The organism is Streptomyces malachitofuscus (genome assembly GCF_055571035.1).
Genome location: NZ_JBVIGA010000002.1, coordinates 500,689 through 515,294, shown reverse-complemented (window position 1 = coordinate 515,294; position 14,606 = coordinate 500,689). Strand labels below are relative to the sequence as shown.

Sequence of the window (14,606 nt, the reverse complement as noted above, 5' to 3'; positions counted from 1 at the left end):
GTGCTGGGCGTCGACCGGGTCGGCGTCCACGACAACTTCTTCGAGCTGGGCGGCGACTCGATCCTGTCCATCCAGGTGGTCGCCCGGGCCCGCGCCAAGGGCGTGGGCATCACCCCGAAGCTGGTGTTCGACCACCCCACGGTCGGTGCCCTGGCATCGGTTGCCGGGGTGGAGTCCGTCCAGGCGGAGCAGGGCCTTGTCACCGGTGAGGCACCCCTTACGCCGATCCAGTCGTGGTTCTACGGTCTGGACCTGCCGGAGCGGAACCACTTCAACCAGTCGGTCCTGCTCGACGTGACGGGTGTCGACCGTGCTGCCCTCGATGCGGCCGTTCGGACCCTGCTCACCCATCACGACGCCCTGCGTCTGCGCTCGGACGGCACGCGTCAGTGGTTCGCCGAGCCCGACGGCCAGGGCCTTGAGGACGCGCACGGCCGGACGGCGGACGACGTTCAGGCGAGCCTGGACCTGGTGAACGGCCCGGTGGCACGGTTCGTGCTTCTGCCCGGGGACCGGCTGCTGATCGTCGTCCACCACATGGCCGTGGACGGGGTCTCCTGGCGGATCCTGCTCGAAGACCTGGCCGCCGTCAGGAGCGGCGCGTCGCCGGCTCCCAAGACCACCTCGTTCAAGGAGTGGGCGAAGCGTCTCCGACAGGCCGGTGACCCCTCGGAAGACGAGTACTGGGACAGCGTCCCGGTCACCGAACTGCCCGTCGACCACCCCGCCGGCGACAACACCGTCGCCTCCGCCGAGTCGGTTGCGGTCGAGCTGGACGAGGAGACGACCCGGGCGCTGCTGACACAGGTGCCCGCGGTCTACCGGACGCAGATCAACGACGTCCTGCTGACCGCGCTGGCCCAGACCCTGGCGACATGGACGCGGCAGGAGTCCGTCTCGGTCGCGCTGGAGGGTCACGGCCGTGAGGAGTTGTTCGACGACATCGACGTCTCCCGCACGGTCGGCTGGTTCACCTCCCTGTTCCCGGTCGCGCTCACCCCGGGCGCTGATCGCCCGGCCACTGCGCTGAAGGCGGTCAAGGAGCAACTGCGGGCCGTCCCGCGCCGCGGTGTCGGCTACGGCCTGACCCACGACCTGACCGCCCTGCCCACCGGCCTGTCCTTCAACTACCTCGGACAGTTTGACTCCGAGGGCTTCGACACGGTCAACGAACCCTCAGGTGCGGCGGAAGCCGCAACGGGTCGCCGAGCGCACCTGATCGAGGTCAATGCCGCGGTCTCCGGTGGTCGTCTGAGCGTCACGTGGACCTATTCGGCCCACCTCCATGACCGCCCGACGGTCGAGGGGCTGGCGGACGAGTTCGTGATGCGGTTGCGGGCGCTGATCGAGCACTGCCTGTCCGAGGAGGCCGGTGGCCTGACTCCCTCGGACGTGCCGCTGGCACACCTGGACCAGGCGGCGCTGGACCGGCTGGTGGGCGGTGATCGCCAGGTTGAGGACGTGTATCCGCTGTCGCCGCTGCAGCACGGCATGCTGTTCCACGCCCTGGCCGAACCCGACTCCGGCCTCTACGTCGAGCAGATCCACTGGCGGCTCGAAGGCGACCTGGACATCGACCGGATGCGCGCCGCCTGGCAGAAGGCGATGGACCAGCACGCCATCCTGCGCACGGGATTCGTATGGGAAGGAGTACCGCGGCCCCTCCAGGTGGTGCGTCGCGGGCAGGACGTTCCGTTCGAGTTCCATGACGTCTCAGGACTGGCGGAGACGGAGCAGGAAGCCTGGTTGCGGGACCTGCTCGACGCGGACCGTGTCCGTGGCTTCGACTTGAGTGCGCCGCCGCTGATGCGGGTTCACCTAGTACGGGAGTCCTCCGAGGCCCACGTGTTGGTGTGGTCGTTCCACCACATCCTGCTTGACGGGTGGAGCACCAGCACGGTCCTCGCCGATGTCTTCGCCGACAGCGACGAGTCCGTTGTACGGCGTCCGTATCGGGAGTTCATCGGCTGGCTGGACGAGCAGGACGCTGATGCCGCCGAGACGTACTGGCGTGGCGCCCTCGCCGGCTTCACCGAGTCGACGCCCCTGGGCGTCGACCGCCCGGCCGCCGGGCCGGAAGGCGAGCCCGGAACCCACGGTGTCGTCTTGAGCGCGGACACCTCATCGGCGTTGTCGGTGTTGGCGCGTTCGCGTCGGGTGACGGTGAATGCGGTGGTGCAGGCGGCGTGGGCGTTGTTGCTGGCGCGGGTCAGTGGTGAGCGGGATGTGGTGTTCGGGACGACGGTGTCCGGCCGGCCGGCTGATCTGGCGGGTGTTGAGGGCATGGTGGGTCTGTTCATCAACACGCTCCCGGTTCGTGTTCGGGTGGGTGACGGTTCGGCGCTGGATCTTGTGGAGCGGGTGCACCGGGATCAGGCGGAGTTGCGGCGGTTCGACTATGCGCCGTTGGCGGATGTGCAGCGGTGGAGTGATGTGGCGGCCGGTGAGCCGTTGTTCGAGTCGTTGTTCGTGTTCGAGAACTATCCGCTGGGCCAGAGCGGGACAGGCTCGTCCGGTGGGGTGCGGGTGGTTCCGGCGGGGGTGCGGGAGCACACGAACTATCCGCTGACCGCGGTGGTCATGCCGGGTGAGCGGATGGCGCTGCAGTTGTTGTTCGATCCGCGTCGGTTCGATGCCGGGGCGGTCGAGTGGCTGGCGGGTGCCTATGAGCGGCTGCTGGAGCAGTTGGTGGCCGCCCCCGATCTTCCGGTCGATGAGCTGTCGGTGCTGTCTGACGATGAGCGTGCTCGTCTGGTGGTGGGGTGGAACGAGACGGCTGCGGAGGTGCGGCCGGGTCTGGTGCATGAGTGGGTGTCCGCTCAGCGCGGGGGCGGGGTGGCGGTCCGTTTCGGCGACGTCCACTTGAGCTATGGGGAGTTGGTGGCGCGGGCGGATCGGTTGGCGGGGGTGTTGCGGTCGCGTGGTGTGGGTGCGGGTTCGCTGGTCGGTGTGTGTTTGCGGCGGTCGGTGGATGTGCCGGTGGTGTGGCTGGCGGTGCTGAAGGCGGGTGCTGCTTTCGTGCCGCTGGATCCGGAGTATCCGGCCGATCGGTTGGGTTTCATGCTGGCCGACAGCGGCGCGCGGGTGCTGGTCACCCATGGTGAGCTGGTGGAGCGGCTCCCGGAGCATGACGCGGACGTCCTGCTGATCGACGAGGTGGACCTTGTCACCCCGGCGGAGTCTGTTGCCGTGGAGGTGGGGCCGTCGGATGTGGCGTATGTGATTTATACGTCGGGTTCGACGGGGCGGCCGAAGGGTGTGCTGGTCGAGCACAGCGGGCTGGCGAATCTGATCGGTGCGGCGGGCAGGGACTTCGGTCTTGGTCCCTCTTGCCGGGTGTTGCAGTTCTCCTCGCCGAGTTTTGACGGTGCGGTGTGGGAGACGTTCATGGCTCTGGCGTGGGGTGGTGAGCTGTGTCTGAGCGGGCGTGGGCAGGGGTTTTCCGCTGATGAGCTGGTGGGGCAGGTCGTGGCGGAGGGGATCACGCATGTGATGTTGCCGCCGTCGGTGCTGTCGGTGGTCGATGAGCTGCCGGGTGTGCGGGTGGTGATCGCAGGCGGTGAGAAGTGTTCGCCGCAGCTGGCCGTGAAGTTCCCTGGAGCTCGGTTCGTCAATGCGTACGGTCCGACCGAGGGCACGGTGTGTGTGTCGGTGATGCCGGTGGACGGGCCGGTGACCGCTACGAGTGTGCCGATCGGCCGGCCGTTGCCCAATACCCGGTTGTATGTGCTGGACGGGCGGATGGAGCCGGTGCCGGTCGGTGTCGCCGGTGAGCTGTTCGTGGGTGGTCATGGTGTGACGCGTGGCTATCTGGGGCGGCCGGGTCTGACCGCGCAGCGGTTCGTGGCGGATCCGTTCACCGGGGTGCCGGGGGCCCGGTTGTATCGGACCGGTGACCTGGTACGGCGGCTGCCTGATGGGGTGTTGGAGTACATCGACCGCGCCGACGATCAGGTGAAACTGCGTGGTTTCCGGGTCGAGCTGGGTGAGATCGAAGCCGCCCTCACCCGCCACCCCGGTATCCAGGACGCGGCCGTCGTCGTCCGCGACGGCCGGCTCGTGGCGTATCTGATCGAGTCGGCCGGGGTGGCGGACGAGGAACTGCGTGCGGGGTTGCAGCGGACGCTGCCCGAGCACATGGTCCCGGCGATCTACATGAGGCTCGAGGCGTTCCCCCGGACCCCGGGCGGGAAACTCGACCGCCGCGCACTCCCCGCACCTGCCGCCATCCACGCCACGTACGTTGCGGCCCGGACCGGTACCGAGCTGGTGCTGGCCGAGGTGTGGTCCGAGGTCCTGGGCGTCGAACGGGTCGGAGTCCACGACAACTTCTTCGAACTGGGCGGCGACTCCATCCTGTCCATCCAGGTGGTCGCCCGGGCCCGTGCGAGGGGTGTGGGGATCACTCCGAAGCTGGTGTTCGACCACCCCACGGTCGCGGACCTTTCCCTGGTCGCGGGGGTGGAGTCCGTCCAGGCGGAGCAGGGCGTCGTCACCGGCGAGGCACCTCTCACGCCCATCCAGTCGTGGTTCTACGGCCTGGACCTGCCGGAGCGGAACCACTTCAACCAGTCGGTGCTGCTCGGTGTGACGGGCGTGGAGCGTGCCGCCCTCGACGCGGCCGTCCGGACGCTGATCACCCATCACGACGCATTGCGTCTGCGGTCGGACGGCTCGCGCATGTGGTTCGCCGAGCCCGACGGCCAGGGGCTGGAGGACGCGGACGGCCGCACGGCCGACGAGGTCCAGGCGAGCCTGGACCTGGTGAACGGCCCGGTGGCGCGGTTCGTGCTCCTGCCCGGGGACCGGCTGCTGATCGCGGTCCACCACATGGCCGTGGACGGAGTGTCGTGGCGGATCCTGCTGGAGGACCTGGCCGCCGCTTGCGAAGATGCCCCGCTGCCGGCGAAGACGACCTCGTTCAAGGAGTGGGCCACCCGTCTGCAGACCGTCGGGGACCCCGCCGAGGAAACCTACTGGGACACAATCCCGGCCGCTCCTCTGCCCGTTGATCACCCTGGCGGTGAGAACACGGTCGCCTCCGCCGAGTCGGTGGCGGTGGAACTGGGCGAGGCGGAGACGCAGGCGTTGCTGACGGAGGTGCCGGCGGCGTACCGGACGCAGATCAACGACGTGCTGCTGACTGCGCTCGCGCAGACCTTGGCGGCCTGGACCGGGCAGGAGACGGTCTCCGTCGCGCTGGAGGGGCATGGCCGTGAGGAGTTGTTCGACGATGTCGATGTCTCCCGCACGGTCGGCTGGTTCACCTCTCTCTTCCCGGTCGCGCTCACTCCCGGAGCGGACGGCCCGGGTGCGTCGCTCAAGGCGGTCAAGGAACAGCTCCGCGCCGTCCCGCGCCGCGGTGTCGGCTACGGCCTGACCCACGACCTGACCGCCCTGCCCGCCGGACTGTCCTTCAACTACCTGGGCCAGTTCGACGCCGTGGCCTCGGACGGTCCGCTGCGTGTGGTGGCCGAGCCGGCCGGTGCGATGACCGCCGAATCGGGTGTGCGTGCGCACCTGGTGGAGGTCAACGGCGCGGTCTCCGGTGGGCGGTTGAGCATCGGATGGAGGTACTCGCCGAACCTGCATGACCGTGTGACGGTCGCCGGTCTGGCCGAGGAGTTCATGACCCGGCTTCGGGCGCTGATCGAGCACTGCCTGACCCCGGACGCCGGCGGTCTGACGCCGTCGGACGTGCCGTTGGCGGGCCTTGACCAGGTGGCTCTGGATGCGCTCGTGGACCGCCAGGTCGAGGACGTGTACCCGCTGTCGCCGTTGCAGCAGGGCATGCTGTTCCACGCGCTGGCCGAACCCGACTCGGGCCTGTACGTCGAGCAGATCCACTGGCGCGTGAACGGCGAACTCGACGCCGACCGCCTCCGCCACGCCTGGCAGGCCACCGTGGACGCCCATCCCATCCTGCGCAGCTCGTTCGCATGGGAGCAGGCCGAACGGCCGCTACAGGTGGTCCGGGCCGACGTACGCATACCGTTCGACATCCTCGACCTGCGAGGGGTCGAGAACCCCGAGGCCGAGGTCGACCGCCTGAACGAGGCCGATCGCCGTCGCGGGTTCGAGCTGGCGACCGCTCCGCTCGTGCGCGTCCGCGTGATGCGCACGGAGGACTCGGGTCACCACGTCCTCTGCACGTTCCATCACATCCTGCTCGACGGCTGGAGCCTGTCCTCCGTCCTCGGCGAGGTGTTCACCCGGTACGGCGGCTCCGGCAGCGTCGGCGACGCCGCGGCGGTGCGGCCGTACCGCGACTACATCGCCTGGCTGCAGGATCAGGACCTGCACGCCGCGGAGACGTACTGGCGGGAGAAGTTCGCCGGATTCTCCTCGGTGACCCAGCTGGGCATCGAGCGATCCGCCGCGTCCGGGGACGGGCACACCGGCCCCGGCGTCTTCGGGACGACCCTGCCGACGCGTACCACCGCGGCCCTGGCCGAACTCGCACGGGCCCGCGGTCTGACCCTCAACACCCTCACCCAGGGGGTCTGGGCCCTGCTGCTGTCCAGGTACAGCCGCAGTCAGGACGTGGTCTTCGGTGCCACGGTCTCCGGCCGCCCGCCCACGCTCGCCGGTGTGGAGAGCATGGTGGGCCTGTTCATCAACACGCTTCCCGTGCGGGTCCGTGTCGACAGCGGAACCTCCGTGGGCGCGTGGCTGGAACACCTTCAGCGCGAACAGCTCGAACTGCGCCAGTACGAGTACAGTCCGCTGGCCGACGTACAGCGATGGAGCGAGATCCCGGCCGGTGAAGCGCTGTTCGAGTCGCTCTTCGTCTTCGAGAACTACCCGCTCGGCAGCGTCGAGGGTGACCCGGCGGACAACGGCCTCGACATCACCCCGCTGCCCATGACGGAGCAGACCAACTATCCGTTGACGGCCATCGTCATGCCCGGCGAGGCCCTGTCGGTCCAGATGTTCTACGACCAGGACCGATTCCACGGCGACGACATCGGCCGTCTGGGCGCCGCCTACGTCGAACTGCTGGAGCAGATCGCCGCCTCGTCGCTCGAGGCACCGATCGCCGGCCTGTCGCTGCTCGGTGAGGACGAGCGCCGACGGGTGCTGTGGGAGTGGAACGACACGGCCGTCGACCACCCGGGCGATCTCCTGCTGCACGAGGTGATCGCGGAGCGGGCCCGGCTCGCGGCGGACGCGACCGCGGTGGAGTTCGCGGGTGCCCGGATGTCGTACGCGGAACTGGACGCACGGGCCAACTCCGTGGCGCACGCACTGGTCGACGCCGGTGCCGGTGCCGGGTCGCTGGTGGGCGTCTGCCTGGAACGCGGGCTCGACGTGGTACCGGTCCTGCTGGGCGTATGGAAGGCCGGCGCCGGCTACGTCCCCCTGGACCCGGACTACCCGGCGGATCGCCTCGAGTTCATCGTGGCCGACGCAGACGTGGACGTGTTGGTGACCACGCGCTCGCTGGTGGAGCGCATGCCCGCGTTCGACGGCGTCGTCCTGGCGGTGGAGGAGATCGACGGACCGGCCTCCCACCCGGAGGTGACGGTGGCCCCCGACGACGTGGCCTACGTGATCTACACCTCGGGTTCGACGGGCCGGCCCAAGGGCGTGGCCGTCGAACATGGGGGCCTGGTGCGGCGTGTGCTGTCCCTGCAGGACCGGTACCCCCTGTCGGACGAGGACCGGGTCATGCAGAAGACGCCGCTGACGTTCGACGTCTCGGTACTGGACCTGTTCTGGCCCCTGGCGGCGGGCTCCGCCGTGGTGATGGCACGTCCGGGCGGCCACGCCGACGCCGGGTACCTCGCGCAGGCCGTGGCCGACGAGCGGATCACGGTGCTTCACTTCGTGCCCTCGATGCTGGAGGCCCTGCTGGATTACGGCTTCACCCCGCCGGCGCGGCTGCGGCTGGTGTTCTGCATGGGCGAGGCACTGACCACCCGGCTCGTGGACCGGTTCGGCGCGGTGTCCGGCGCGGAACTCCACGACGGCTACGGTCCGACCGAGGCGACAATCGCGATGATCTTCTCGGCCTGCGCACCGGGCACACCGGGGGTGCTCGTGCCCATCGGACGGCCGATCGCCAACACCGAGATCTACATTCTCGACGACGCGATGGAGCCGGTCCCGCCGGGCGTGCCGGGTGAGCTGTTCATCGGTGGCGTGGGCATCGCGCGGGGCTATGTGGGCCGCCCGGGCCTGACCGCGGAGCGTTTCGTCGCCGACCCGTTCGGCGGCGTCGCGGGAGCCCGGCTCTACCGGACCGGTGACCTGGCCCGGTACCGGCCGGACGGAGTGATCGAGTTCCTGGGCCGGCTGGACGACCAGGTCAAGATACGCGGGTTCCGGGTGGAACCCGGCGAGATCGAAGCGACCCTGGCGTCCCACCCGGCGGTCCGCGACGCGGTCGTCGTGGTCCGCAGGCAGCAGCTCGTCGCCTACCTGACGCCCGCGGGCGGCACGCTCCCCGGGGTGGCGGAGCTACGCGAGTTCGCAGGACAGAGCATGCCGGAGTACATGGTTCCGGCGGTGTTCGTCGTGCTCGATGCCCTGCCGCTGACGCCGAGCGGGAAGCTGGACCGCCGCGCCCTGCCCGCCCCGGACACCGGGCGGCTCGGTCTGGAGACCGGCTTCGTTGCCGCGCGGACCGAAATCGAGACGGTCCTGGCCGAGGTGTGGGCCGAGGTGCTGGGTGTCGACCGGGTCGGCGTCCACGACAACTTCTTCGAGCTGGGCGGGGATTCGATCCTGTCCATCCAGGTGGTCGCCCGGGCCCGCGCGAAGGGTGTGGGGATCACGCCGAAGCTGGTGTTCGACCACCCCACGGTCGGTGCCCTGGCGTCGGTTGCCGGGGTGGAGTCCGTCCAGGCGGAGCAGGGCCTTGTCACCGGTGAGGCACCTCTCACGCCCATCCAGTCGTGGTTCTACGGCCTGGATCTGCCGGAGCGGAACCACTTCAACCAGTCGGTGCTGCTCGATGTGACCGGCGTGGACCGGCAGGCGCTCGACACTGCCGTCCGGACGCTGTTCACCCATCACGACGCCCTGCGTCTTCGCTCGAACGGCTCGCGCATGTGGTTCGCCGAGCCCGACGGCCAGAGTCTGGAGGACGCGGGCGGCCGCACGGCCGACGATGTTCAGGCGAGCCTGGATCTGGTGAACGGCCCGGTCGCCCGGTTCGTACTCCTGCCCGGGGACCGGCTGCTGATCGTCGTCCACCACATGGCCGTGGACGGGGTCTCCTGGCGGATCCTGCTCGAAGACCTGGCTGCCGCCTACGAGGGTGCCCCGCCGGCTCCCAAGACCACCTCCTTCAAGGAGTGGGCCACCCGGCTGCAGCAGGCAGCCGATCCCGCGGAAGACGCGTACTGGGACACCGTCCCCACCACTGCCCTGCCCGTTGATCATCCGGGCGGTGAGAACACGGTCGCCTCCGCCGAGTCGGTGGCGGTCGAGCTGGGCGAGGCGGAGACGCAGGCGTTGCTGACGGAGGTGCCGGCGGCGTACCGGACGCAGATCAACGACGTGCTGCTGACCGCGCTCGCGCAGACCCTGGCGGCCTGGACGGGCCAGGAGACGGTCTCCGTCGCGCTGGAGGGGCATGGCCGTGAGGAGTTGTTCGACGATGTCGATGTCTCCCGCACGGTCGGCTGGTTCACCTCTCTCTTCCCGGTCGCGCTCGCTCCCGGAGGGGACGGCCCGGGTGCGTCGCTCAAGGCGGTCAAGGAACAGCTCCGCGCCGTCCCGCGCCGCGGTGTCGGCTACGGCCTGACCCACGACCTGACCGCCCTGCCCGCCGGACTGTCCTTCAACTACCTGGGCCAGTTCGACGCCGTGGCCTCGGACGGTCCGCTGCGTGTGGTGGCGGAACCGGCCGGTGCGATGACCGCCGAATCGGGTGTGCGTGCGCACCTGGTGGAGGTCAACGGCGCGGTCTCCGGTGGGCGGTTGAGCATCGGATGGACGTACTCGCCGAACCTGTATGACCGTGCGACGGTCGCCGGTCTGGCCGAGGAGTTCATGACCCGGCTTCGGGCGCTGATCGAGCACTGCCTGACCCCGGACGCCGGCGGACTGACGCCGTCCGACGTGCCGTTGGCGGGCCTTGACCAGGTGGCTCTGGACGCGCTCGTGGACCGCCAGGTCGAGGACGTGTACCCGCTGTCGCCGTTGCAGCAGGGCATGCTGTTCCACGCGCTGGCCGAACCCGACTCGGGCCTGTACGTCGAACAGATCCACTGGCGCGTGAACGGCGAACTCGACGCCGACCGCCTCCGCCACGCCTGGCAGGCCGTGATGGAACGGCACCCGGTGCTGCGGACGACGATCGGCACCGACACGGGCGCACCCCTGCAGTTCGTGCACCGCCGTTTCGAGGTCCCCTTCGACCTCATCGACTGGAGCGGTCTCGGCGAGGAGGAACGCGACTCCCGAATCGACGACTTGGTGACGGCCGACCGGCTGCGCGGCTTCGCCTTCGACACCGGTCCGCTGTTCCGGATCCGCCTGGTCCGTCTCGGCGCGTCGACGTATCACCTGGTGTGGAGCTTCCACCACATCCTGCTGGACGGCTGGAGCCTCAGTACGGTGCTGCGGGACGTGTTCGCCTGGTACGAGCGGCCGAGTGCCGGCGGCGACGAACATGTGCGTCCGTTCCGCGACTACCTCGGCTGGCTCGGCGAGCAGGACCTGGACGCGGCCGAGGAATTCTGGCGGCGGCGACTCGCGGGCTTCGAGGAAGTCACCCCGTTCGACCCGGGTCCCGCGCCCCGGCCCGACGACGAACCCGGAAAGGGCCGCGTGGGTATGGGAGAGGTCCGCCTCCCCGCCGAGACGCTCAACGGGCTCGCTCGCCTGGCGCGTTCGCAGCGCTTGACGCTGAGCACCCTGGCTCAGGGGGCGTGGGGTCTGTTGCTGTCGCGCTACAGCGGCCGCCGGGACGTGGTGTTCGGGACGACGGTGTCGGGTCGACCGGCGGGCCTCGACGGCGTCGAAAGCATGGTGGGCCTGTTCATCAACACGCTTCCCGTGCGGGTACAGGTGGACGACCGCGAGCCGGTCGAAGACTGGTTGCAGCGTCTCCAGGCCGAGCAGGCCGAGTTGAGGCAGTACGAGTACAGCCCGCTGGCCGATGTGCAGCGGTGGAGCGACGTCCCGGCCGGCGACCCGTTGTTCGAGACACTCTTCGTCCACGAGAACTTCCCGCTCAGCGCCGCGCCGGACGCCGTCCAACGGCAGGCCCTGACTTTCGAGGTCGTGGAGTCCCGAGGGCACACCAACTACCCGCTGACGGTCGTCGCCGTCCCCGGCGACGGCATCACGGTCCACGCCTTCTACGACGAGCGGAGGTTCGACGCCGAGGCGATCGAACGCGTCCTCAACTCCTACCTTCGCCTGCTCACCGAACTGGCCTCCGCTGATGTGTCGCGCATGCCGGTGGACGCACTGTCCGTCCTGGCGCCCCAGGACCGTCTGCAACTGCTCAGCTCGTGGAACGACACGGCTGTGGAGGTGTGTCCCGGGCCCGTGCATGAACTGGTCGCGGAGCGGGCGCGGCTGACGCCGGATGCGGCAGCGGTTTCGTTCGAGGGCCGGGTGTTGTCGTATGCGGAGCTGGACGGGTGGGCGAATCGGCTGGCGCGGGTGTTGCTTGCGCGTGGTGTGGGTGCGGGTTCGCTGGTGGGCGTGTGTGTGGGGCGTTCGGAGCGGTTGCCGGTCGTTCTGTTGGCGGTGTTGAAGGCGGGGGCGGGGTATGTGCCGCTGGATCCGGAGTATCCGGCGGACCGTCTGGCGTTCATGCTGGCCGATTCGGGTGCGGAGCTGCTGCTGGTCGAGGACGAGTTCGTGTCGCGTCTGCCGGAGCTGGCGGGCTTTGGCGGTGAGGTGTGCGTCGTTGACGGTGGGGCCGGGGTGGGGGAGGAGTCCGCTGCCGCGTTGGGGGTTGAGGTCGCGCCGGGTGATGTGGCGTATGTGATCTACACGTCGGGTTCGACGGGTCGGCCGAAGGGTGTGCTGGTCGAGCACCGCAATGTGGTGAATCTGCTGGCGGGGACGCGGGAGCGGTTCGGGTTCGGGCCGGGTGATGTGTGGTCGTTGTTCCACTCGTACGCCTTTGACTTCTCGGTGTGGGAGTTGTGGGGCGCGTTGGTGTCGGGTGGGCGTGTGGTGGTGGTGCCGCGTGGGCTGACTCGTTCGCCTGAGGGGTTGTGGGGTCTGCTGGTGGGCGAGGGTGTGACGGTGTTGAACCAGACGCCGTCGATGTTTGCTCAGGTGGCGCGGGCGGCGGTGCATTCGGGCCGGATGTCGCAGGCCCACCTGAAGTGGGTGATCTTCGGCGGCGAGGCGCTGGAGACCGCGCACCTGCAGGAGTGGTTCACCGCGGTGGGATCCGCCGGTCCGCGCCTGGTGAACATGTTCGGCATCACGGAGACCACCGTGCACGTGACCTGGACGGACGTTGCGGATGCTGATGCCAGGCCGTTGGTGGGCCGGGGTATCCCGAATGTGCGGGTGTATGTGCTGGACGACCGGCTGGAGCCGGTGCCGGTCGGTGTCCCGGGTGAGATCTGTGTGGGGGGCCTTGGTGTGGCCCGTGGTTATCTGGGCCGGCCGGGTCTGACCGCTGAGCGTTTCGTCGCGGACCCGTTCGTTGCGGGTTCGGGTGAGCGGTTGTACCGCTCGGGTGACCTGGGACGGTGGCGTGCGGACGGGACGCTTGAGTACCTGGGCCGGGCCGACCATCAGGTGAAGGTGCGCGGTTTCCGTATCGAGCCCGGTGAGATCGAAGCCGCACTGGCCGCTCACCCGGCGATCCGCGACGCGGTGGTAGTGGTCAGGGAAGACCGTCTGGTCGCCTATCTGACCCCGGCCGCGCACGACCCGGTGCCCGGCGTGGCCGAGCTGCGGGAGTTCCTGGGACAGAGCCTGCCGGAGTACATGGTCCCGTCGGTGTTCGTGGTCCTGGAGCAACTGCCGCTGACGCCGAGCGGGAAGCTGGACCGCCGCGCCCTGCCCGCCCCGGACACCGGGCGGCTCGGTCTGGAGACCGGCTTCGTGGCCGCGCGGACCGAAATCGAGACGGTCCTGGCCGAGGTGTGGGCCGAGGTGCTGGGTGTCGACCGGGTCGGCGTCCACGACAACTTCTTCGAGCTGGGCGGGGATTCGATCCTGTCCATCCAGGTGGTCGCCCGGGCCAGGACGCGGGGTGTGGGCCTCACTCCGAAGCTGGTGTTCGACCACCCCACGGTCGCGGAACTTTCCCTGGTCGCGGGGGTGGAGTCCGTCCAGGCGGAGCAAGGCCTCGTCACCGGCGAGGCACCCCTCACGCCCATCCAGTCGTGGTTCTACGGCCTGGACCTGCCGGAGCGGAACCACTTCAACCAGTCCGTGCTGCTCGATGTGACCGGCGTGGACCGGGAGACATTGGCCGCAGCGGTGGACACGCTGCTCACCCATCACGACGCGCTGCGTCTGCGCTCGGACGGCACCCGTCAGTGGTTCGCCGAGCCCGACGGCCAGGGCCTGGAGGACGCGGACGGCCGCACGGCCGACGACGTCCAGGCGAGCCTGGACCTGGTGAACGGCCCGGTGGCCCGGTTCGTGCTCCTGCCCGGAAACCGGCTGCTGATCGTCGTCCACCACATGGCCGTCGACGGAGTCTCCTGGCGCATCCTGCTCGAAGACCTGGTCGCCGCCTACGAGGGCGCCTCCCCGGCCCCCAAGACCACCTCCTTCAAGGAGTGGGCCGGGCGCCTCCGGCAGGCGGCCGACCCGGCCGAGGACGCCTACTGGGACGCCGTCCCGACCACCGCCCTGCCCACTGACCATCCGGGCGGCGAGAACACGGTCACGTCCGCCGAGACGCTCGCGGTCGAGCTGGACGAGGCCGAGACCCGAGCGTTGCTGACGGAGGTGCCGACGGCCTACCGGACGCAGATCAACGACGTTCTCCTGACCGCGCTTTCCCAGACCCTGACCGACTGGACCGACCAGGACACCGTGACCGTCGCCCTGGAGGGCCACGGCCGCGAGGAGTTGTTCGACGACGTCGACGTCTCCCGCACGGTCGGCTGGTTCACCTCCCTGTTCCCCGTCCCGCTCACCCCCGGAGCGGACGACCCGGGCCCGGCGCTGAAGGCGGTCAAGGAACAGCTCCGCGCCGTCCCGCGCCGTGGTGTCGGCTACGGCCTGACCCACGACCTGACCGCCCTGCCCGCCGGACTGTCCTTCAACTACCTCGGCCGAATGGACTCGGGCGGTACTGCCGGAGGCCCCTTCGGCATGGCCGACGAGCCGATGGGCGCGCCGGCCGCCCCCACGGGGGAGCGGGCCTTCGCGATCGAGGTGAACGGGTCCGTGGCAGCCGGACGGCTGACCCTGGCATGGACCTATTCGTCCAACCTGCACGACCGCGCGACGGTCGAGGGGCTGGCCGAGGAGTTCGTCGTCCGGCTGCGCGCGCTGATCGAACACTGCCTGACCGAGGAGGCCGGTGGCCTGACGCCGTCCGACGTGCCGCTGGCGGGTCTGGACCAGGTGACGCTGGACCGGCTGGTGGACGGCGACCGCTCCGTCGAGGACGCCTACCCGCTGTCGCCGCTGCAGCAGGGCATGCTGTTCCACGC

General features: G+C 69.6%; 2 pseudogenes (1 of these 2 running past the window's edge). Both read left to right on the top strand.

The annotated features are described in order from the left end of the window. Positions 1-8,574: pseudogene (locus ACZ44S_RS04835) on the top strand (amino acid adenylation domain-containing protein); the annotation flags it as partial. Next, positions 8,557-14,606: pseudogene (locus ACZ44S_RS04830) on the top strand (non-ribosomal peptide synthase/polyketide synthase); it runs 23,401 nt beyond the window's last position. The pseudogenes ACZ44S_RS04835 and ACZ44S_RS04830, both read left to right, overlap by 18 nt.